The organism is Micrococcus sp. HOU01, assembly GCF_035609305.1.
In the GTDB taxonomy this organism is placed as follows: Bacteria; Actinomycetota; Actinomycetes; order Actinomycetales; family Micrococcaceae; genus Micrococcus; species Micrococcus luteus.
Window position 1 is genome coordinate 2,390,206 of the sequence record NZ_CP141211.1, and the last position, 20,922, is coordinate 2,411,127.

Consider the following 20,922-nt stretch of genomic DNA (forward strand, 5'->3'; position numbering starts at 1 on the left):
GCTCATCCGGTCTGGGCCAGGACGAGCGGCAGCACCCCCTGCGCGCCGGCCTCGCGCAGCACCCGCGCGGCCTCGGCGAGCGACCACCGCGAGTCGACGAGGTCGTCGACCAGCAGCACGGGGCCGTGGCGGCCGGCGTCCGGGGCGGTGCGCAGCATCTGCGCCATCGCCTCGGGGACGGCGAACCGGCCGTACACGGACCCGAGCCGGTAGGCGCTGTTGCCGCCCGGCCCGGCCGTGGGGCCGCCGCGCGCGTGCTCGAGCGAGCCGAGGAACGGCAGCCGGCCGATCCGGGCGATCCCCTCGGCGAACGACCCCACCAGCTGCGGGCGGGTGCGCGAGGGCATCGCGACGACGGCGATCGGCCGCGTTCGCCACCCCCAGCCGGCCAGGACGTCGACGGCGCCCCGCAGGACCTCCTCCGGCACCGGGGCGTCCTCCCGGTCCAGCAGGTCCCGCAGGACGGTGCCCCACCCGAGGTCCGTCAGGCGGGCGAGCGCGCGACCCTCCTCGGCCTGTGACTCGGGCGCGATGCGCCCCTTCACGGGCACGCCCAGCCGGTCCATGCCCGAGGGCCACATGCGACGGGGCTCGATCGGCACGCCGGTGCGGCGCAGGGCGGCCTCCGCGCGCTCCTGCGCCGCCCCGTCCGATCCCGTCGGGTACCAGGGGCCGGCACAGACGTCGCAGCGGCCGCACGGCGCGGCGGTGGGGTCGTCCAGGGTGCGGGCCAGGAACTCCATGCGGCACCGGTCCGTGGTCTGGTAGTCGAGCATGAGCCGCTCCTCGGCCCGGCGCGCCTCGGCCACGCGGGCGTACCGCTCGGCGTCGTACGTCCACTCCCGCCCGGTGGCGCGCCAGCCGCCGCCCACCCGCTCGACCGCCCCGTCCACGGCGAGGACCTTGAGCAGCAGCTCCAGGGTGGTGCGCTTGATCCGCACGGCCGGCTCGAGCGCCGCCACGGAGAGGGCCCCGCCGTGGTCCGCGAGCGCCCCCAGCACGGCGCGCGCCTGCTCCTCGTCCGGCATGGAGGCGGTGGCGAAGTACTCCCAGATGCGACGGTCCTCGGGCCCGGGCAGCAGGAGCACGTCCGCGTGGTCCGTCCCGCGGCCGGCGCGGCCGACCTGCTGGTAGTACGCCACGGGCGAGCCCGGCGCGCCGAAGTGCACCACGAACGTCAGGTCCGGCTTGTCGAAGCCCATGCCGAGCGCCGAGGTGGCTACGACGGCCTTCACCCGGTTGGCCTTGAGGTCCTCCTCGATCTCGGCGCGCCGCTCCGGGTCCGTGCGGCCCGTGTAGGCGACCACCTCGTGCCCCGCCTCGCGCAGGGCGCGCGCCGTGTCCTCGGCGGCGGAGACGGTGAGGGCGTAGACGATCCCGGAGCCCGGCAGGTCCGCGAGGTGGTCGAGGAGCCAGGCCAGGCGCGCGGCCGGGCTGGGCATGCGCAGCACGCCCAGGCGCAGCGAGGCGCGGGCCAGGGGGCCGCGGAGCACGAACACGTCCTGCTCGGAGGCGACGCCGAGCTGCTCCACCACATCCGCCACCACACGGGCGTTGGCCGTGGCGGTGGTGGCCAGCACGGGCACCGCGCGCGGCCCCTCGGCGGGAAGCAGCCCGATCAGGTCCCGGATGCGGCGGTAGTCCGGCCGGAAGTCGTGGCCCCAGTCGGAGATGCAGTGGGCCTCGTCCACCACGAGCAGACCCATGCGCGCCACGAGGTCCGGCAGCTGCTCGTCCCGGAACCGGGGGTTCGTGAGGCGCTCGGGCGAGATCAGCAGCACGTCCACCTCGTCCGCCGCGAGCCGGGCCCGGACCTCGTCCCACTCCGTGGCGTTCGCCGAGCTCACGGACACCGCACGCACGCCCGCCCGGGCGGCGGCCGCGACCTGGTCCCGCATGAGCGCCAGCAGCGGGGAGACGATCAGCGTGGGCCCCGCGCCGCGGGCGCGCAGCAGGAGGGAGGCCACGAAGTACACGGCGGACTTGCCCCAGCCGGTGCGCTGCACCACCAGGGCGCGGCGGCGGTGGGCCACGAGCGCCTCGATCGCCTCGAACTGTCCGTCCTTGAATCGCGCGTCCGGCCGGTCCACGAGCCGACGCAGCACGGCCAGGGCCTCCTCGTGCAGCGCGGCGTCGCCCCCCGGCGCGGAGGTCTCGGGGAGGCGGGGGCCGGCGTCGGGGTGCGAGGTGGCGTCCATGGCGTCAGTATGCCAACCGGCCCGGACACCGCAGGCGCGGCGGCGCCGTGCACCGGTGGGATGATGGCGGGATGAAGCTGAGCGCCTACACCGACGTCTGCCTGCGCGTGCTGATGACGCTCGCGGCGGCCGAGGGGGAACGGCTCACCAGCCAGCAGATCGCGGACCGGATCCAGGTGCCCTACAACCACGTGATCAAGGCGGTCGCCGAGCTGCGTCGCCGCGGGACCATCGAGGTGCTGCGCGGTCGACACGGCGGGGCCATGATCGCCGCGGCCGGTCTGGACCAGCGTGTGGGCGAGCTCGTGCGCACGTTGAGCAGCCGCGACGAGGTGATCGACTGCGCCGGGCGCGACTCCGGGGTGGCGTGCCCCTACGCCGGCGACTGCCGCCTGCGCGGCGCCCTGCACCGCGCACGCGAGGCCTTCCTCGCCGAGCTCGACACCGTGCGGATCCGGGATCTGGTGAGCGCCGGGCCTGTCGGCGGGCCTGTGCTGCTGGGCCTGCCGGAGATCCCCGTGACGCACTGAGGGAACGGGCCGGGGGGCGAGTTCCCGCCGGCGACGGCCGGGTGTAATCTGGCAAAATCAGCGCAAGATTCGCCACCAAAGAGACGGAGACCCCCGTGCTGTCCGAGAAGTCCCGCCCCGTCATCGAGGCCACCGCCGCCGTCGTCGCCGAGCACATGCCGGAGATCACGCCGAAGTTCTACGCCCACATGTTCGAGGCCCACCCCGAGCTCCTCGACGGCGTCTTCTCCCGCGCCAACCAGCGCAACGGCGAGCAGGCGCAGGCCCTCGCCGGCTCCATCGTGAAGTTCGCGGTGCACCTGCTCGAGAACCCGGGCACCCTGCCCGAGGCCGTGCTCGCGCGGATCGCGCACAAGCACACCGCCCTCGGCATCACCGAGGACCAGTACCAGATCGTCTACGAGAACCTCTTCTGGGCCATCGCCGACGTCCTCGGCGACGCCGTGACCCCCGAGGTCGCCGAGGCCTGGACCGAGGTGTACTGGCTCATGGCCGACGCCCTGATCAAGCTCGAGAAGGGCCTCTACGCCAAGCAGGCCAACGACAAGATGTGGCTCGACTGGAAGGTCGTCTCCAAGGAGCCCACCGGCAACGCCGCCGTGACCTTCCGCTTCGAGCCGGCCGACGACACCCCGCAGACCCCCGGCGAGGCCGGCGGCTTCGTCTCGGTGCGCGTCAAGGTGGCCGACGGCCTGCGCCAGGCCCGGCAGTACTCGCTCTCGGACCACGCCGCCTCCACCACCGAGCGCGTGATCACCGTGAAGCTGGACGAGGCCGGCGAGGTCTCGCCCGTGCTCATCCAGAACGTGGAGGTCGGCGACGTCATCGAGCTGTCCAACCCCTACGGCGAGATCACCCCGAAGGACGACTCGGCGCCCCTCATGCTCGCCACCGCGGGCATCGGCATCACGCCGGCCGCCTCCATCCTGAGCTCGCTGGCCGAACAGGGGTCCGACCGTGAGGTCGTCGTCCTGCACGCCGATGCCTCCCTGGAGTCCGTGGCCCTGCTCGGGCAACTCACGGAGTCGCTCTCCGCGCTGCCGAACGCCCAGGCCCACCTGTGGCTCGGCGTGGCCCCGGAGCAGGCGCCCGAGGGCATCACCGTCCACGAGGGCCGCATGGACCCCTCCGAGATCGAGCTCCCCTCCGGCGCCGAGGTCATCCTCTGCGGCCCGCTCGCGTTCATGCAGTCCACCCGCTCGACGCTGATCGACGCCGGCGTGCCCGCGACGTCCATCCGCTACGAGATCTTCGGCCCGGACATCTGGCTCGCCGCCTGATCCGGCCCCGGAACGCGGAACGGCCCGCACCCCTCATGGGGTGCGGGCCGTTCCGCGTGCGGCGGGGCTCAGGCCTGGGCGAACCGGGCCTTCTGCGCCTCGAAGCGATCGCGGATGGCCTGGGGCAGGGACTCGCCGAACCGGCCGAGCCACTGCTCGATGAGCTCGTTCTCCTCGGCCCACTCCTCACGGTCCACCTTGAGGGCGTCCTCGAGGTCCGCGTCGGACACGTCCAGGCCGGTCAGGTCGAGGGACTCGGGGGTGGGGATGAAGCCGATCGGGGTCTCCACGGCGTCGGCCTTGCCCTCGAGGCGCTCCACGACCCACTTCAGGACGCGGGAGTTCTCGCCGAAGCCGGGCCAGGCGAAACCGCCGTCGCGGTTGCGGCGGAACCAGTTGACCAGGTAGATGCGCGGCAGCTTCTCCGGGTCGGCCTTGCCGGACTCCCTGGCCCAGTGGGCCAGGTAGTCGCCGGCATCGTAGCCGAGGAACGGCAGCATGGCCATCGGGTCGCGGCGCACGACGCCCACAGCACCGGCGGCGGCCGCGGTGGTCTCCGAGGAGAGGGTGGCGCCCTTGAGGATGCCGTCCTCCCAATCGAAGGCCTCGGTCACCAGCGGCACGGTGGTCTTGCGGCGGCCGCCGAACAGGATGGCGTCCAGCTTCACGCCCCGCGGGTCGCGGTACTCGTCGGCCAGCATGTCCGTCTGCTCGATGGGCGTGCAGAACCGGGAGTTGGGGTGGGCGGCCGGGCGGCCGGACTCGGGCGTCCAGTCGTTGCCGCGCCAGTCGGTGAGGTGCTCGGGGACCTCGTCCGTCATGCCCTCCCACCACACGCCGCCGTCGTCGGTGAGGGCGACGTTGGTGAAGATGGAGTTGCCCTTGGAGATCGCGCGCATGGCGTTCGGGTTGGTGGACCAGCCGGTGCCGGGGGCGACGCCGAAGTAGCCGGTCTCCGGGTTGATCACGCGGAACTCACCGTCCTTGCCGGCGCGGATCCAGGTGATGTCGTCGCCCAGGGTCTCGGCCTTCCAGCCCTCGATGGTGGGGTCGATGAGGGCGAGGTTGGTCTTGCCGCAGGCCGACGGGAAGGCGCCGGTGATGTGGTAGGACCGGCCCTCGGGGTTGGTCAGCTTGAGGATCAGCATGTGCTCGGCGAGCCAGCCCTCGTCCCGGGCCATCACGGAGGCGATGCGCAGCGCGTAGCACTTCTTGCCGAGCAGGGCGTTGCCGCCGTAGCCGGAGCCGAAGGACCAGATGGAGCGCTCCTCGGGGAAGTGCACGATCCACTTGGTCTCGTTGCACGGCCACGGCACGTCCTGCTCGCCCGGCTCCAGCGGGGCGCCCACGGAGTGCACGGCCGGCACGTAGAAGGCCTGCTCGCGGGACATCTTGTCCAGCACGTCCTGGCCGATGCGGGCCATGATGCGCATCGACAGGACCACGTAGGCGGAGTCGGTGATCTCCACGCCGTACTTCGGGTCCTCGGCGTCGAGGTGGCCCATCACGAACGGGATCACGTACATGGTGCGGCCGCGCATGGCGCCGGTGAACGCGTCGTCGAGGATGCCGTGCATCTTCGCCGGGTCCATCCAGTTGTTGGTGAAGCCGGCGTCCTCCTCCTTCTCGGAGCAGATGAAGGTGCGGTCCTCCACGCGGGCGACATCGGCGGGATCGGAGAACGCGGCGAAGGAGTTGGGGAACTTGTCCTCGGCCAGGCGGGTCAGGGTGCCCGCCGCCACGAGCTCGTCCGCGAGGCGGTCGCGCTCCTCCTCGGAGCCGTCGACCCACTGGACAGAGTCCGGCTGCGTCAGCTCTGCGATCTGAGCGACCCACTCGCGCAGCTGGGCGTAGTCCGTGGGCGCGTCCGCCAGGGCGCGATCCGCGAACGAGGTGGTGGCGTTGTCAGCCATGGTGGAGAGTCCTCCCATTGGGGTCCGGGGCCGTTCCGTCCCGTCCACTCCGATGCGTGCACCGCCGAAGCGCGCACCACATCGTTGTGGCCGCACGGTCCTGCCATGGTACCCGAGCCCGGCTATCATGGCCGCGCCCCCGCCACGCCCCCGACACAGGCCGACGCAGAGCGTCGATTTGCACTTCGCCGGAGAGGTCCTGTAGTGTTCTACGAGTTCGAGCCGCTCCGGCGGATCGGATGATGCGCCCATAGCTCAGCTGGATAGAGCGTCTGTCTACGGAACAGAAGGTCAGGGGTTCGAATCCCTTTGGGCGCACGACCGGAAGGCCCCGCTCCTGCTGGAGCGGGGTCTTCGTCATGTCGGCGCGCCTCTGCCACGCGCGCCGCCGCGGAGGTCAGCGCCCCGGAACCACGAAGTGCGTCAGGGCTGCGTCGCGGCCGTCGAGCTCGGCCCACGGCTTCTCCACCCGGAACACCTGCATCCCGAGCGGCGGGTAGTGCTCGCTCATGCGCAGCGCCGCGTCCTGGTCCGAGTCCAGGCTCATCAGCCGCATGCCCAGCTCCTGCACCCACGGCATGTGGCCCACCACCAGCAGCCGTCGCGTGGTCTCCTCCGTCTCGTTGACGACGGCCAGGGCCCGCGCCGCGTCGGCGCCGTAGAGCCGCGGGTCCAGGTAGGGCGTGGGTGCCAGCTCGCCCAGGCGCTCGCACACCCACACGCACGTCTGACGGGTGCGCAGCGCGTCGGAGCACACGACGGCGTCCGGGACGAGGTCGTGCTCGCGGAGCCAGTCGCCGGCGGCGGGCGCCTGGGCATGGCCTCGCTCGGCGAGCGGGCGGGCATGGTCGTCGGCCGCGTCGGGCCAACCGGCCTTGGCGTGCCGGAGGACGATCAGGGTCTTCGCGTCGGCGGTGCTCATGCGGCCAGGCTACGGCGACGGCCCCCGCTCGGGTGAGCGGGGGCCGTCGTCGGACACGGGCGGGCGCGGGTCAGATGCTGTACTCCGGCGCCGCCCACACGACCACCTCGGGGTGGCGGTAGAAGCGGTAGCCCTGGCCGCGCACGGTGCGCACGGTGTTCGCGAGGCGGCCGAGCTTGGCGCGCAGTCGGCGGATGTGCACGTCGATGGTGCGCTCGTTGGGCACCTCGTCGGCGTTGCGCCACAGGGCGTCGAGCAGCTCCTCGCGACCGACGGTGCGCTCCCCGTTCTCCACGAGGTAGTTCAGGAGCTCGAACTCCTTGAAGGTGAGGTTCAGGGACTCGCCGTCCAGCTGCACCTCGCGCCGGGACAGATCGATCAGCACACCGGGCTGACGCGTGGACACGGGGGCTGGCGCCTGTGCCAGGTCGGGACTGGCACCGCCCTGCACGGTCGGATCGCCGAGCACCTGGCGCACGACCTCGAGGTCGCGGCCCTCGGCCCCGGCGGGGGCCAGGGCGACGGCGGCGTGCGACTCCGCCCCGGGAACGAGGGACTCCACATAGTGGCGCAGCTCGTTGGCCAGCCGCGTGAGGGAGGTGCCGGCGGCCGAGGCGGCCAGCTCGTCCATGCCCACGTAGATGACGAACCCACGGGCCTCGTTCTCCCGGGCCACCGCCTGGGGACCCGGGATGCCGTTCGGCGCCAGGACCGGCGTCGGCGCCGTCTGGGAGTCGGGGGCGTCGGTGCCACCGGCCAGGCGCAGGCCTGCGCGGGCCTGGCCTCGGCGGGACATGCCGTCGGCCCGGCGCTGCGCGTTGCGGACGGAGATGTGCACGTATCCGGCGGACTGACCCATGGCCACCACTCCTCTTTCGGCTCATGGCCCCTCCACCGCTCGGTCGGTGCGGCGGACGAGGCGTCACATGACAAGAATGTGACTTCACCGAGGGACTGGCAAGTAACGTTCGCGCTTTTGTCTCGTTATTTGAGAAGAAGAGTCCTGAATGTGCTCAACATCACTATTCGCGGATCGGAATAGCGTCGCGCCGCCGCTCGGCTCGCCCGCGCGACTCTCTCATTGTTCAACAGGCGGGAGCGGGCCGCCGGACCAATGAGTATGCGGAATATTTATGCAGGCGACTTCCAGGTTTTCCATGTGACGCCATGATGACGGGTCACAGCGGGTCGTGACGTCCACTAGATGGACGACACATTCGCGGCCCCGCTTGACGCCCCCGCCGGAGACGCTCCCGTGAGACGACCACGGCCCCCGCCGGGTGGGGGCGGGGGCCGTGGTCGTCTCGTGGTGGACGCGGAGGTCCGTTCAGGTCATTCCGCCAGACCGTAGAGCCGGTCGCCGGCGTCGCCGAGGCCGGGGACGATGTAGGACCGCTCGTCCAGGCGCTCGTCGACGGCGGCCAGGTACAGGTCCACCTCGACGTCGCCCAGCGAGGCCTCCAGCCGCTCGATGCCCTCGGGCGCCCCGAGCAGGCAGAGGCACGTGACCCGCGCCGCGCCACGCTGGTAGAGGAAGCGGATGGCCTCGATCAGCGTGCCTCCCGTGGCCAGCATGGGGTCCAGGACGAACACGTGACGCCCGGACAGGTCGGCCGGCAGCCGCTCCGCGTAGGTGACGATGTCCAGCGTCTCCTCATTGCGGGCCATGCCGAGGAACCCGACCTCGGCGGACGGCGCCATCTTGGTCATCCCCTCCAGCATCCCGAGCCCCGCGCGCAGGATCGGCACGACCAGCGGACGCGGGCGGGCCAGCCGGAAGCCGGTGGTCTCGGTCACCGGGGTCTCGATCCGCACCTCCTCCATGGCCACGTCGCGCGTCGCCTCGTAGGCGAGCAGCATCACGAGCTCCTCCGTGAGCTGCCGGAAGATCATGGACGGGGTCTTCTTGTCCCGCAGGACGCTGAGCTTGTGGGCCACGAGCGGGTGGTCGACGATGTGGACGCGCATGGCGCCCACGGTACCGCCCACGCGCGCCCCTGCGCCCGCCCCCGCGCCCGCGGGGGCGCCGACACCGCCGCTAGGCTGGCCGCGTGTCCGCCCCCGTCCCCTCCCCCGCGCCCACGGCCGAGCAGGAGCACGCGTGGATGGGCCTGGCCCTCCGGGCCGCCCGCGCGGCCGGAGCGGCCGGCGACGTGCCGATCGGCGCCGCCCTCGTGGCCGGCGACGGGACCGTCCTGGCCGTCGTCGGGAACGAGCGCGAGCAGCACCACGACCCCACCGCCCACGCCGAGGTCCTCGCGCTGCGCCGCGGGGCGGAGCTGCGGGCCGCCGCCGGGGCGGGCGACGGCTGGCGCCTGACGGACTGCACCCTCGTGGTGACCCTCGAGCCCTGCCCCATGTGCGCCGGCGCGCTGCTGCTGGCCCGCATCCCGCGCGTCGTGTTCGGGGCGTGGGACCCGAAGGCGGGCGCGTGCGGCTCGGTGCTGGACGTGGTCCGCGACCCCCGCTTCAACCACCGGGTGCAGGTCCGCGCCGGCGTCCGCGCCGAGGAGAGCTCGGCGCTGCTGCGGGAGTTCTTCGCCGCCCAGCGCGACTGAACGCGCCCGCGCCCGACGACGGCGGGCGGCCGGTTTGGGCGCGCTGCCACGGCTCGGGTAGGGTGTCCTGGTCTGGTGACGTGTCCGAGCGGCCGAAGGTGCAGCACTCGAAATGCTGTGTACGGTAACCCCGTACCGTGGGTTCAAATCCCACCGTCACCGCCAGATGTGCAGCCCGGGAGCCTCGTGCTCCCGGGCTTTCGCCATGCCGGGGCGGGTCCGGCCGCCGGCTCAGCGCGGCAGGACGGCGTCCAGGAACGAGGCCACCGCGGACCACGAGATGGTGGCGTGCACGGCGCTGGCCGGCACACCGCTGCGGAGCACCTCCGCGCTGCGGGTCTTCGCGGTCATCATGCCCAGGTCGTGGCCGCCCTCGGCCACCGAGTAGAACACCGTGCGCAGCCCGGCGGCCTCGGCGGCCCGGTACAGCTCGAGGCTCTGCCCCCACGGGACCGTGACGTCCTTGCGCCCGTGGACGACCAGCAGGGGCGGCGAGTCTGGGCGCACGTGCGCGATCGGGGAGGCCAGCCGGGTCAGGCCGCCCGAGGCCAGGACCGGCACCCCCAGCATGTCCGACTTGGTGCTGCGGTCGTCGAGGTGGCAGTGCTCCAGCCGGTTCGCGCGGTTGTAGTCCGCACACGCGCCCGGGAACATCTGGCGGTTCATCGTCAGGAAGTCCGTGGGGCCGAAGAAGTCCACGATCGCGTGGACGCGGTCCTCCTCCGGGATCGCGTGGCCGCCGTCGGGCACCTCCCGGCCGGGCAGCGGCACCTGCTCGCGGTCCAGGTCCTGTCCGCCCGTGAGGCCGGCCATGAGGGCGTTCCAACCGCCCGACGACGAGCCGGCCACGGCCACCCGCCCCGCGTCCAGCTGCAGGCCCGGGGCGTTGCGCCGCACCCAGCGGACCGCCGCCGTCGCGTCCTCCACCTGGGCGGGGAACGTGCCCTGCTTGGAGCTGCGCACCGAGAACGCGGCGACGGCGTAGCCGTGCGGGACCAGGCCGCGGGCGACGTCGACACCGTCGCTGTAGCCGCGATCGCTGCGCCAGCCGGAGCCCGCGTTCCACACGAGGACCGGGAACGGGCCCTGGCCCGGCGGCCGGTACACGTCGATGCGTCCGGCGCGCCCGGGCAGGGCCGCGTACGTGTGCCCGGTGGAGCTGCGCATGCCGTACAGGGCCGTCGCGTTGGCGCCCAGCGGCCCGGCGGGCGCGCCGGCCAGGTCGGTGACGACGGCCACCCCGCCCACCGCGAGGGCGCCGACCCCGAGGCCGAGCGCGGCGCGGCGGGACACCCGCGCGGACCGTGCGGTCGACGTCATGGGCCCCCTTCCGGTGCGGAGCCAGGCACCCCGCCCCGGCGAGCGTAACCGAGCGGCGGGGGCCGACCCCCGTACCGTGTCCGCGGCCGGTGCGATCATGGGGCCATGTCTGTTCGGGTGCTGGCCATCGGCAAGAAGCATGAGGCGTGGGTCGTCGACGGGATCCACCGCTACGAGCGGCGTCTCAAGAAGCCCTACGACCTCTCGTGGCGTCTGCTGCCGCACTCCGCGCGGCAGGAGGAGGCGGCGCGCACAGAGGAGTCGGACCGGATCCTGGGCGCGGTCGGCGCGGACGAGCACCTGATCCTGCTGGACGAGCGGGGGACGGCGTTCGACTCGCCGGGCCTGGCGCGGCACCTGCAGGGCCGGTTCGACGTCGGCGCCCCGGTGACGATGGTCATCGGAGGCGCGTACGGGGTGGACGCCCGGGTCCACGCCCGCGCGGACCGCGTCTGGTCCCTGTCCCCGCTCGTCTTCCCGCACCAGCTCGTGCGGCTGATCCTGGCGGAGCAGGTCTACCGAGCCCAGGAGATCTCCGCCGGCCGACCGTACCACCACGCATGAGCGGGCCCGCGGAGACCGCAGCGGGCGCGCCCACGCCCGCAGCCGACGTCGTCCTGGGCCGGTTCACCGAGCCCACGCGCGCCTGGTTCACGGGCGCGTTCGAGGCCCCGACGCCGGCCCAGCTCGGCGCGTGGGACGCGATCTCCTCGGGGCGGCACGCGCTGGTGATCGCGCCGACCGGCTCGGGCAAGACCCTCTCCTCCTTCCTCTGGGCGCTCGACTCGTTCGTGCGCGAGCCCGCCGCCGAGGGGACGGCGGCCACCCGCGTCCTCTACGTCTCGCCGCTGAAGGCACTCGGCGTGGACGTGGAGCGGAACCTCCGGGCCCCGCTCGTGGGCATCACGCAGACCGCCGCGCACCAGGGCAGGCCCGTGCCGCGCGTGCGGGTGGGTGTGCGCTCCGGGGACACCCCGGCGGCCGAGCGGCGGCGCCTGCAGCAGGATCCGCCGGACATCCTCATCACCACGCCCGAGTCGCTGTACCTCATGCTCACCTCGCAGGCCCGCGCGGCGCTGGCCGGGGTCCGCACGGTGATCGTGGACGAGGTGCACGCCGTGGCCGGGACCAAGCGCGGCGCCCACCTGGCCGTCTCCCTCGAGCGCCTGGACGCCCTGCTGGACGCCCCCGTGCAGCGGATCGGCCTGTCCGCCACGGTCGAGCCGGCCGCCGAGGTGGCCCGGTTCCTCGGCGGCACACAGCCGGTGACGGTGGTGCGGCCCGCCTCGGCCAAACGCTGGGACCTCACGGTCACGGTGCCGGTGCCGGACCTGACGGACCTCTCCTCCCCCGCCGCAGCCCACGACCTGGGACCCGGCTCCTCGACGGGCGGGCTCGGCGACGAGGGCGCGGTGACGGGCGGGTCCATCTGGCCGCACGTCGAGGAGCGGATCGTGGACCTGGTGGCCGAGCGGCGTTCCACGCTCGTGTTCGCCAACTCCCGCCGCCTGGCCGAGCGCCTCACCGGCCGGCTCAACGAGATCTGGGAGGCCCGCGCCGAGGCCGCCGCCGCGGCCGAGCACCCGGACGCCGTCCCCGGCTTCCGCACACCGGACCCGACCGGCTTCCACGGCCCCGCCCAGGTGGCCGGGCAGACCGGCACCGGATCGGGCACCGTCTCCGACTTCGCCCGCGCCCACCACGGCTCCGTGTCCAAGGAGCAGCGCGCCATCGTCGAGGAGGCGCTGAAGACCGGCCAGATCCGCTGCGTCGTGGCCACGAGCTCGCTCGAGCTGGGCATCGACATGGGCGCGGTGGACCAGGTGATCCAGGTGGAGTCGCCGCCCTCGGTGGCCTCGGGCCTGCAGCGCGTGGGCCGCGCCGGGCACCAGGTGGGCGAGGTCTCCCGGGGCGTGTTCTTCCCCAAGCACCGGGGCGACCTCGTGGACACCGCCGTCGTGGCCGAGCGCATGACGGCCGGGCGCATCGAGTCGCTGCGCATCCCCGCCAACCCGCTGGACATCCTCGCCCAGCACACCGTGGCCGCCGTCGCCATCGCGGACCTGGACGCACAGGAGTGGTTCGACCTCGTGCGCCGGTCCGCGCCGTTCGCCACGCTGCCGTTCTCCGCCTACGAGTCCGTGCTCGACCTGCTGGCCGGCCGCTACCCCTCGGACGAGTTCGCCGAGCTGCGCCCGCGCATCCTGTGGGACCGGGAGAACGGCACCCTCGCCGCCCGCCCCGGCGCCCAGCGCCTCGCGGTCACCTCGGGCGGCACCATCCCGGACCGCGGCCTGTTCGGGGTGTTCCTGGCCTCCGACGGCGGCGCGGACGGCACCCCCGGCGGCGCGGCGGCCGGGGACACCGCCGAGTCCGCGGGCACCGCGTCCGCGGGCTCGGCCCGCTCCGGCGGGCGCCGGGTCGGCGAGCTCGACGAGGAGATGGTCTACGAGTCCCGCGTGGGGGACGTCATCCTGCTGGGCGCCACGAGCTGGCGCATCGTGGACATCACTGCGGACCGCGTCCTGGTGCTGCCCGCCTACGGGCAGCCCGGCAAGCTCCCGTTCTGGCGGGGCGACGCCGCAGGCCGGCCGGCGGAGCTGGGCGACGCCGTCGGGCGCTTCCGCCGCGAGCTGGACGCGGACCCCGAGGCCGGGCGCACCCGCCTGGCCGCCGCGGGCCTGGACCCGTGGGCGCAGGACAACCTGCTGGCCTACCTCGCCGACCAGCGCGAGGCCACCGGGGTGCTGCCCACCGAGCAGACGCTCGTGGTGGAGCGGTTCACGGACGAGCTCGGCGACTGGCGCGTCGTGCTGCACTCCCCCTACGGCATGGCGGTGCACGCCCCGTGGGCGCTCGCGGTGGGGGCGCGGCTGGCGCAGCGGTACGGGCTGGAGACCGGCTCGGGCGCGGCGATGGCGGCCGACGACGGGATCGTGCTGCGCATCCCGCTGATGGACGCCGAGCCGCCGGGCGCGGAGCTGTTCGAGTTCACGGCCGAGGAGCTGGACGAGATCGTCACGGCGGAGGTCGGCGGGTCCGCGCTGTTCGCGGCCCGATTCCGGGAGAACGCGGCCCGGTCCCTGCTGCTGCCGCGCCGTGACCCCGGGCGGCGGACCCCCCTGTGGCAGCAGCGGCAGCGGTCCGCGCAGCTGCTGGACGTGGCACGGAAGCACCCGCGGTTCCCCGTGATCCTGGAGACCGTGCGCGAGGTGCTCCAGGACGTCTACGACCTCCCTGCGCTCAAGGAGCTCGCGGGGCGGGTGGCCTCGCGGGCCGTCCGGCTCGTGGAGGTCACGACGACGGCGCCCTCGCCGTTCAGCCAGTCCATCCTGTTCGGCTACATCGCGCAGTTCATCTACGAGGGCGACTCCCCGCTGGCCGAGCGCCGCGCCGCCGCGCTCTCCCTCGACCCGGCACTGCTGTCCGAGCTGCTGGGCACGGAGGAGCTGCGCGAGCTGCTGGACGCCGGGGTCATCGCGGAGGTCGAGGCCCAGCTGCAGCGGCTCGCGCCCGACCGGCGCGCCCGCGGGGTCGAGGGCGTGGCGGACCTGCTGCGCCTGCTGGGACCGCTGTCCGTGGCGGAGGCCGCGCGGCGCACACGGGCCGAGGGGGAGGCGGAGGAGGCCGCGGACGAGGACGCCGTCGCCGGGATGCTGGCGGAGCTCGAGCGCGCCTGCCGCGCGTTCCGCCTGCGCCAGGACGGGGTCGAGCGGTTCGCCGCCGTCGAGGACGCCGCCCGCCTGCGGGACGCGCTCGGCACGCCGATCCCGCACGGAGTGCCCACCGCGTTCCTCGATCCGGTCGACGACCCGCTCGGGGACCTCGTGGGCCGCTACGCCCGCACCCACGGCCCCTTCACGGCCGCCGAGGCGGGGGCCGCGCTGGGGCTGGGGGGCGCCGTCGTGCTCTCGGTGCTGGAGCGCCTGGCCACCGAGCGCCGCGTGAGCACGGGCGCGTTCCGGCCGGAGGGCACTCCCGGGGCCACCGGCCTGGACGCCGAGTGGTGCGACGCCGAGGTGCTGCGGCGAATCCGCATGCGCTCCCTCGCCGCGCTGCGCGCCGAGGTCGAGCCGGTGGACCAGGCCGCCTACGCCCGGTTCCTCGCCGACTGGCAGCACCTGCGGCCGCGGGCGGGGCGCGACGGGGCCTGGCGGCCGCCGGCCACGCTCGAGGGCGTGGACGGGGTGGCCACCGTCCTGGACCAGCTGGCCGGCACGCCCCTGCCCGCGAGCGCGTGGGAGTCCCTCGTGCTGCCCGCCCGCGTGCGGGACTACGCCCCCGCCCTGCTCGACGAGCTGCTGGCCACGGGCGAGTACGTGTGGTCGGGCGTCGGGGAGGCCACCGGCAACGACGGCTGGGTGGCCCTGCACCCCGCCGACGCCGTGGACCTCACGCTGCGCCGGCCCGAGCCCGCGGAGGAGACGCCGGCCGACGCCGCCCTGCGCGCGGCCGTGCTCGAGGTGCTCGCCGGCGGCGGGGCCTGGTTCTTCCCCCAGCTCGTGGAGCGGGTGCGGGCGGTGCAGGCGGCGGGCGGCGACGCGGGTGGCGCAGGCGGGGCGGGCGGCCCCGACCCGCACCGCGACCCGGCCGACCTGGCCCGCGGCCCCGCGGTGCTGGGCGCGCTGTGGGGCCTGGTGTGGGACGGCCGGGTCGGCAACGACACGTTCGCCCCCGTCCGCGGCCTGCTCTCGCTCGGCAAGACCGCGCACCGCACCGGCCGGCAGACGCCGCGGGCCCGCACCGCGCGGACGGGCGGGGCCGCGGGGGCGGCGGCCGGGCGCGGGCTCGGCGGGCGGCTGGCCGGGGTGCGCGGGCGTGGCCGGTACGCGGGGCTCACCTCGCCCGAGGGCGGCGCCCGGGGCTCGGCCGGCCTCACGGCGGGGACCGTCGGGCTCTCGGCCGCGGAGCAGGCCCGCTCGGCCGGCCGCTGGTCCCTGCTGCCCGCCGCCGAGCAGGACCCCACGATCCGCGCCCACGCGACCGCCGAGCTGCTGCTGGACCGGTACGGCGTGATCACGCGCGGCTCCGTGGTGGCCGAGGAGGTCCCCGGCGGGTTCGCGGGGCAGTACCGGCTGCTCACCCGGATGGAGGATGCGGGCCAGGTGCGCCGCGGCCACTTCGTCGACGGGCTGGGCGGCGCGCAGTTCTCCACCGGCGCGGTGGTGGATCGGCTGCGCGGGTTCCAGCGGGACGAGGAGGACGCCGCCGTCGACGCCGCCCCCCTCGCCCTCGCCCTGGCCGCGACGGATCCGGCGAATCCCTACGGCGCCGCGCTGGACTGGCCATCCGTGCCGGCCGGGCCGGACGGCGTCGTGCCCACGGGCCACCGCCCGGGTCGGAAGGCGGGCGCCGTCGTCGTGCTGATCGCGGGGCGGCTGGCGCTCTACATGGAGCGTGGCGGGCGCACGCTGCTCGCGTTCACGGAGGAGCCGGGTGAGCTGCGGGCCGCGGCGGAGGCGCTCGTGTGGGCGCTGCGGACCGGCCGGACCGAGCGGCTGAGCCTGGAGAAGGTCAACGGCGGGCCCGTGCTCGGCACGCCGCTGGCCGAGGCGCTGCTGGCCGCGGGGTTCTACTCGAGCCCGTCGGGCATCCGGTTCCGGAACTGAGAACCCACGTCCGTCCGTCCTTCCGTCCGTCCGCAACGCGGGTTGAGTTGTCGCGGGTCCCGCCGTCGAACACCCGCGACAACTCAACCCGCGTTGCCCGGGGTGGCCCTGTCGCGGAGGCGGGGCCCGGGGGTAGGTTCGGCCCATGAGCATCGACGCCGCCCCGCCCGAGGACGTGGGCACCGCCCCCGAGGCCCTCGAGCACTCCCTGCCGCACCCCTCGGACCCCTCCGTCACCCCGTTCCTCCTGTTCGAGGGTGACGCCGGTGCGGCCATGGACGCCTACCTCACCGCGTTCGTGGAGCACCTGCCGGTCACCGAGGTCCGCCGCGACCTCTTCGACGACTCCTCCCCGCGCGGCGCCGAATGGGCGGGCAAGGTCCTGCACGGCGAGCTCGAGATCGCCGGCCAACGGCTGCGGTTCTTCGACTCCTTCACCCCGCACGGGTTCACGTTCACCCCGGCCATCAGTCTGTTCGTCGAGCTGCCGGACGCCACCGCGGTGGACGCGATCCACGACGCGCTCCTCGCCGACGGTGGCCGTGACTACATGCCGCCCGACGACTACGGCTTCTCCCGCCGCTTCGCGTGGGTCGGGGACCGCTTCGGCGTGACCTGGCAGCTCAACGCGGCCTGAGCCGGTGACGGCCCGTGCCTGAAGGCGACTCCCTCGTCCGCGTCGCGCACCGGCTCCGCCCCGTGCTCGAGGGCCGGGTCCTGACGCACGCGGATCTGCGCGTGCCCCGCCACGCCACCGCGGACCTGACCGGCTGGACGGTGGCCGAGGTCCTGCCGCGCGCCAAGTACCTGCTGATGCGGCTGACCCCGCCCGCGGCCCGCCCCGGCGCCCGTGCGCTCACCCTGATCTCGCACCTGAAGATGGAGGGGCGCTGGCTCGTCTCGGCCGTCGACGCGCGGTGGGACGCCCCCGCCTGGCAGGTGCGGGCGGTGCTGGAGACGGCGGAGCACCGCGTGCTCGGCGCCCAGCTGGGCCTCCTCACCCTCGTGCCCACCGCCGACGAGGCCGCCGTCCTCGGCTACCTCGGCCCCGACCTGCTGGACCCGGCCTGGGACACGCCCGACGACGGCGCCGCCCTGCTCGCCGAGGGCGTGCGGCGGCTCACGGCCCGGCCCGAGCGGCCGGTCGGCCTGGCCCTGCTCGACCAGCGGCTCGTCTCCGGGATCGGCAACATCTACCGCTGCGAGACCCTCCTGCTGGCCGGCATCGACCCGCACCGGCCGATCGGCGAGGTCGGCGACGTCGCCGGACTCGTGCTGCTCGCCCGGGACCTGCTGCGCGCCAACGTCCCGCCCGCCGCCCCCGCCACGGGTGCCCGGCGCCGGACCACGGGCGTGCGCCCGAACCCGGGGCGACCCTTCGGGGTCGAGGTGCTGGTCCCGTCCGGCCCGCCACCCGGCACGGCACCCGGCCGGACGCCGTCGTCCTGGGTCTACGGGCACGACCGCGCCCCCTGCCTGCGCTGCCGCGGCCCCGTCCGCCAGGAGGACTACGGCTCCCCCGAGGACGACGCGCGGCAGCTGTGGTGGTGCCCGCACTGCCAGCGCTGACCCGGACGCGCCCGAACGGTGGCCGCGTGTCGTCCCCGTTTCCTACGCTGAACCCGCCCCGACCCGAGGAGGAGTCATGGCCGACCCGTTCCCCAAGGACCCGGAGGGCGCCGTCGTCGCGCTCGTGCTGGCCGGCGGCACCGGCGGTCGCCTCATGCCGCTCACCGCGGCCCGCGCCAAGCCGATGGTGCCGCTGGCGGGCCAGTACCGGCTGATCGACGTCGTCCTGTCCAACCTGGCCCACTCGCGCCTGCGGGACGTGTGGGTCGTGGAGCAGTACCGCCCCTTCACGCTCAACCAGCACCTGGCCGGCGGCCGGCCGTGGGATCTCGACGGCACCCGCCACGGCCTGCGGCTCCTGCCTCCCGCGCAGGGCCGCGCCGAGGAGGGCTTCGCCCGCGGCAACGGCCACGCGATCGCCCAGCAGCTGCCCCTGCTGGAGCAGTTCGGCGCCGAGACCGTCGTGGTGCTCTCCGCGGACCACCTGTACCAGCTGGACCTGCGCCCCGTGCTGGCCGAGCACGCCCGCTCCGGCGCCGAGCTCACCGTGGTCACCACCGAGACGGACGAGGACCCCTCACGCTTCGGCGTCGTGCGGGTGGACGACGACGGCGCCGTGACCGACTACGCCTACAAGCCGGAGGACCCGGCGGGCACGCTCGTGGCCACCGAGGTGTTCGTGTTCGACGTCGCCGCGCTCTCCGAGGTGGTCGGCGACCTCGTGGCGGGCGAGGACGAGGCGGCCACCAAGGACGAGGGCGAGACCGATGAGGACGGCGACCCCGTGGGCTCCTCCCTCGGCGACTACGGGGAGAGCATCATCCCGGCGTTCGTGGCGCGGGGGCGCGTGCGGGAGCACCGCCTCGTCGGGTACTGGCGGGACATCGGCACCCTGGACGCGTACGTCCGCGCCCACCGGGAGATCCTCGAGGGCACCGGCCTGGACGTCGCCGCCGAGGGCTGGCCGCTGATCACCAACCCCCACCAGGCGCCGCCGGCGTGGGTGGCCCCGGACGCCCGCGTCTCCGGCTCGCTGCTCAGCCCGGGCTGCCGGATCGAGGGCGAGGTCTCGGACAGCGTGGTCGGCCCCGGGGTGGTCGTGGCGGCCGGCGCCACGGTGCGCGGCAGCCTCCTGCTCGGCGACTGCGAGGTCCCCGCGGGCGCGGTGCTGGACACCGTGGTGGTCGACGTCGGCGGGGCGGTCCCGGCGCACGAGGTGACGGGGCGCGCCGCGCCGGCCGAGGAGGTCGTGGTGCTCACCCCGCAGGACCGCGGCCCGGCCGAGGACGAGACCACCGGCTCCGGCCGGCCCGGCCGGTCGGACTGAGCGGCGCCGGTCGGACGCAGCCGCGCCGGGCTGGGAGGATGGACCCGTGGCCGTCCCCTCTCCCCTCCCCCCGCGCAACGGCGTCAACGCCACGCGCCTGCGCCTGCCCACCTCCGGCTGGCCCACCGCGCAGGACTACGTGCTCCACCGGTTCGGTCACGTGGACCCGGAGGGCATCCGCGCGCGCTTCGCCCGCGGCGAGGTCGTGGCGGCGGACGGCACCGCACTGACGCCGACGACGCCGCTGGGCGTGCACGACGACCTCTGGTACTACCGGGACGTCCCCGACGAGGCCCCGCTGCCCGTGACGCACACGCTCCTGCACCGCGACGAGCACCTCGTGGTCATCCACAAGCCGCACTTCCTGCCCACCACCCCGGGCGGCCGCTTCGTCCAGGAGACCGCGCTGGTGCGGCTGCGCAACGAGCTCGGCCTCGATGACCTCGTGCCCCTGCACCGGCTCGACCGGGCGACGGCCGGCGTCGTGATGTTCTCCGCGAACCCGGCCACCCGCGGCGCCTACCACCTGCTCTTCGAGCGGCGTGCCGTGGCCAAGACCTACGAGGCCGTGGCGCTCCTGCCGGACGCCCCCGACGACGGCGCCCGCGGCCCCGGCGCCCCGACCGACCCCATCCTGGGGCGGTTCCCGCTGACGGTGCGCAGCCGGATCCGCAAGGACAAGGGGGTCCTGCGCTCCGTGGTGGAGGAGATCCCCGCGGCGGCCTCCGGGCGGCGCGCGGGCGCCCCCGTCCGGACCCGGCGCTCGAACCGGCCCCACGCCGGGGCGAACGCGGAGTCCCGCGTGGAGCTGCTGGGCGTCGGCGTCTCCGCCGGGACGCTGGCCGGCCGGCGGGTGGCGCACCTGCGGCTCACCCCGCGCACGGGGCGCACCCACCAGCTGCGCATCCACCTGGCCGCCCTGGGCCTGGGCATCGCGTTCGACCCGTTCTACCCGGACCTGCTCGACCTCGCCCCGGACGACGTCGCACGGCCCCTGCAGCTGCTCTCCCGGTCGCTGCGCTTCACGGACCCGGTGACGGGCGAGGAGCGGGAGTTCACCTCCCCCGCCGAGCTGCAGGAGCGACCGCGGTGACGGGCGGGGACCCGGCCGCCCTGATGGACGCGCTCGGAGCGTGGTTCCACCCGCTCACCGCGCTGCTCGTGGCCCTGGACGCCCCGATCCCGCCCGTCCCGTCGGAGGTGGTGGTCATCGGCTCGGGGGCGCTCGCGGCCGAGGGCCGGGTCTCCCCCGTGGCCGCGGTGCTGGCGGCGTGGCTGGGCTGCTGGGCCGGGGACGTCGGCCTCTACGCGCTGTTCCGCCACGGCCTCGCCGACCGCCTGGACCGCTGGGCGTGGTGGCGGCGGATCCACCGGGGGATCCGGACTCTGCTGGTGCGGGTGGGCCCGGCGGGCAGCCTGGCGGGGCTGTCCGTGCTGCGGTTCGTCTCGGGCGGACGGACGGCGTCGATGGCGGCGGCCGGGATCGGCGGGATCCGCTGGCCCGTGTTCCTGTGGCTGTCCGGGGCGGGCTCGCTCGCGTGGTCCGGGTCCATGGTGGGGCTCGGCTGGCTCACCGGCCGGGCCACCGGCCTGCCGTGGTGGGCGTCCGCGGTGGTCGGCATGGTGTTCGGTACCCTTGCAGGGTTGATGATCGCGGGAATCATGGCCCACCGTCGCCGGGGCCGGAAGGGGTGAG

At 74.7% G+C, this 20,922-nt stretch carries 16 protein-coding genes and 2 tRNA genes; 12 read left to right on the forward strand and 6 right to left on the reverse strand.

The window, feature by feature from the left end; genetic code table 11:
* Window positions 1–2: 2 nt before the first annotated feature.
* Window positions 3–2,198, reverse strand: coding sequence for a RecQ family ATP-dependent DNA helicase (locus tag SOY78_RS10975; RefSeq protein WP_182488727.1), 2,196 nt, complete (start codon window positions 2,196–2,198; stop codon window positions 3–5).
* A 71-nt stretch (window positions 2,199–2,269) separates the two neighbouring features.
* Here SOY78_RS10975 and SOY78_RS10980 point away from each other — a divergent pair, with 71 nt between their 5' ends.
* Complete coding sequence (locus SOY78_RS10980) at window positions 2,270–2,728, forward strand: RrF2 family transcriptional regulator (RefSeq protein WP_036383714.1); 459 nt, start codon at window positions 2,270–2,272, stop codon at window positions 2,726–2,728.
* Window positions 2,729–2,823: 95 nt separating this feature from the next.
* Entirely contained in the window at window positions 2,824–4,008 is a 1,185-nt protein-coding gene (locus SOY78_RS10985; RefSeq protein WP_012750734.1) for a globin domain-containing protein, read from the forward strand.
* A gap of 68 nt (window positions 4,009–4,076) precedes the next feature.
* On the opposite strand, the gene SOY78_RS10990 is transcribed toward SOY78_RS10985, so the two are convergent.
* Window positions 4,077–5,921: a phosphoenolpyruvate carboxykinase (GTP) gene (locus tag SOY78_RS10990; protein ID WP_324701578.1), complete on the reverse strand. Its 1,845-nt coding sequence runs from the start codon at window positions 5,919–5,921 to the stop codon at window positions 4,077–4,079.
* 244 nt (window positions 5,922–6,165) lie between these two features.
* Here SOY78_RS10990 and SOY78_RS10995 point away from each other — a divergent pair.
* A tRNA-Arg gene (locus tag SOY78_RS10995) sits at window positions 6,166–6,239 on the forward strand.
* 79 nt (window positions 6,240–6,318) lie between these two features.
* Here SOY78_RS10995 and SOY78_RS11000 read toward each other — a convergent pair.
* The 3 genes from SOY78_RS11000 to upp form a co-directional block, all read right to left on the reverse strand.
* Window positions 6,319–6,843: a SixA phosphatase family protein gene (locus tag SOY78_RS11000; protein ID WP_182488726.1), complete on the reverse strand. Its 525-nt coding sequence runs from the start codon at window positions 6,841–6,843 to the stop codon at window positions 6,319–6,321.
* A gap of 70 nt (window positions 6,844–6,913) precedes the next feature.
* Window positions 6,914–7,702 (reverse strand): winged helix-turn-helix domain-containing protein, encoded by a 789-nt coding sequence (locus tag SOY78_RS11005; RefSeq protein WP_119217543.1) that lies wholly within the window; start codon window positions 7,700–7,702, stop codon window positions 6,914–6,916.
* 473 nt (window positions 7,703–8,175) lie between these two features.
* Window positions 8,176–8,811 carry a uracil phosphoribosyltransferase gene (gene upp / locus SOY78_RS11010; RefSeq protein ID WP_010079486.1) on the reverse strand — a complete coding sequence of 212 codons (636 nt, stop codon included), beginning with the start codon at window positions 8,809–8,811 and terminating at the stop codon, window positions 8,176–8,178.
* A gap of 83 nt (window positions 8,812–8,894) precedes the next feature.
* Here upp and tadA point away from each other — a divergent pair, with 83 nt between their 5' ends.
* Both tadA and SOY78_RS11020 read left to right on the forward strand, forming a co-directional pair.
* Window positions 8,895–9,401, forward strand: a complete 507-nt coding sequence (gene tadA / locus SOY78_RS11015; protein WP_182488725.1) for a tRNA adenosine(34) deaminase TadA — start codon at window positions 8,895–8,897, stop codon at window positions 9,399–9,401.
* Between the two features lie 74 nt (window positions 9,402–9,475).
* Window positions 9,476–9,566, forward strand: a tRNA-Ser gene (locus SOY78_RS11020).
* A 66-nt stretch (window positions 9,567–9,632) separates the two neighbouring features.
* Here SOY78_RS11020 and SOY78_RS11025 read toward each other — a convergent pair.
* Entirely contained in the window at window positions 9,633–10,721 is a 1,089-nt protein-coding gene (locus tag SOY78_RS11025) for an alpha/beta hydrolase (protein ID WP_182488724.1), read from the reverse strand.
* Between the two features lie 105 nt (window positions 10,722–10,826).
* Between SOY78_RS11025 and SOY78_RS11030 the strand changes: the two genes are divergently transcribed.
* The 7 genes from SOY78_RS11030 (at window position 10,827) to SOY78_RS11060 (ending at window position 20,921) form a co-directional block, all read left to right on the forward strand.
* A complete protein-coding gene (locus tag SOY78_RS11030; RefSeq protein ID WP_182488723.1) occupies window positions 10,827–11,285 on the forward strand; it encodes a 23S rRNA (pseudouridine(1915)-N(3))-methyltransferase RlmH in 459 nt (152 codons plus the stop codon).
* Window positions 11,282–16,330 (forward strand): ATP-dependent helicase, encoded by a 5,049-nt coding sequence (locus tag SOY78_RS11035; RefSeq protein ID WP_324701579.1) that lies wholly within the window; start codon window positions 11,282–11,284, stop codon window positions 16,328–16,330. Before SOY78_RS11030 ends, SOY78_RS11035 begins: the two co-directional genes overlap by 4 nt.
* A 145-nt stretch (window positions 16,331–16,475) precedes the next feature.
* The gene (locus tag SOY78_RS11040) at window positions 16,476–16,967 is read left to right on the forward strand and encodes a VOC family protein (RefSeq protein WP_052007061.1); all 492 of its coding nucleotides are present in this window, start codon (window positions 16,476–16,478) and stop codon (window positions 16,965–16,967) included.
* Between the two features lie 14 nt (window positions 16,968–16,981).
* Window positions 16,982–17,899 (forward strand): DNA-formamidopyrimidine glycosylase family protein, encoded by a 918-nt coding sequence (locus tag SOY78_RS11045; protein WP_036383693.1) that lies wholly within the window; start codon window positions 16,982–16,984, stop codon window positions 17,897–17,899.
* 76 nt (window positions 17,900–17,975) lie between these two features.
* Entirely contained in the window at window positions 17,976–19,226 is a 1,251-nt protein-coding gene (locus SOY78_RS11050; protein WP_036383696.1) for a glucose-1-phosphate adenylyltransferase family protein, read from the forward strand.
* 46 nt (window positions 19,227–19,272) lie between these two features.
* Window positions 19,273–20,319 carry a pseudouridine synthase gene (locus SOY78_RS11055; RefSeq protein WP_036383698.1) on the forward strand — a complete coding sequence of 349 codons (1,047 nt, stop codon included), beginning with the start codon at window positions 19,273–19,275 and terminating at the stop codon, window positions 20,317–20,319.
* The gene (locus tag SOY78_RS11060; protein WP_036316081.1) at window positions 20,316–20,921 is read left to right on the forward strand and encodes a DedA family protein; all 606 of its coding nucleotides are present in this window, start codon (window positions 20,316–20,318) and stop codon (window positions 20,919–20,921) included. Before SOY78_RS11055 ends, SOY78_RS11060 begins: the two co-directional genes overlap by 4 nt.
* Window position 20,922 lies beyond the last annotated feature (1 nt).

Coding starts and splice junctions, on each gene's coding strand:
- SOY78_RS11030 (WP_182488723.1), top strand. CDS start 10,827: ATGTCTGTTCGGGTGCTGGCCATCGGCAAGAAGCATGAGGCGTGGGTC.
- SOY78_RS11035 (WP_324701579.1), top strand. CDS start 11,282: ATGAGCGGGCCCGCGGAGACCGCAGCGGGCGCGCCCACGCCCGCAGCC.
- SOY78_RS10980 (WP_036383714.1), top strand. CDS start 2,270: ATGAAGCTGAGCGCCTACACCGACGTCTGCCTGCGCGTGCTGATGACG.
- SOY78_RS11050 (WP_036383696.1), top strand. CDS start 17,976: ATGGCCGACCCGTTCCCCAAGGACCCGGAGGGCGCCGTCGTCGCGCTC.
- upp (WP_010079486.1), bottom strand. CDS start 8,811: ATGCGCGTCCACATCGTCGACCACCCGCTCGTGGCCCACAAGCTCAGC.
- SOY78_RS11040 (WP_052007061.1), top strand. CDS start 16,476: ATGAGCATCGACGCCGCCCCGCCCGAGGACGTGGGCACCGCCCCCGAG.
- SOY78_RS11025 (WP_182488724.1), bottom strand. CDS start 10,721: ATGACGTCGACCGCACGGTCCGCGCGGGTGTCCCGCCGCGCCGCGCTC.
- SOY78_RS10975 (WP_182488727.1), bottom strand. CDS start 2,198: ATGGACGCCACCTCGCACCCCGACGCCGGCCCCCGCCTCCCCGAGACC.
- SOY78_RS11005 (WP_119217543.1), bottom strand. CDS start 7,702: ATGGGTCAGTCCGCCGGATACGTGCACATCTCCGTCCGCAACGCGCAG.
- SOY78_RS10990 (WP_324701578.1), bottom strand. CDS start 5,921: ATGGCTGACAACGCCACCACCTCGTTCGCGGATCGCGCCCTGGCGGAC.
- SOY78_RS11000 (WP_182488726.1), bottom strand. CDS start 6,843: ATGAGCACCGCCGACGCGAAGACCCTGATCGTCCTCCGGCACGCCAAG.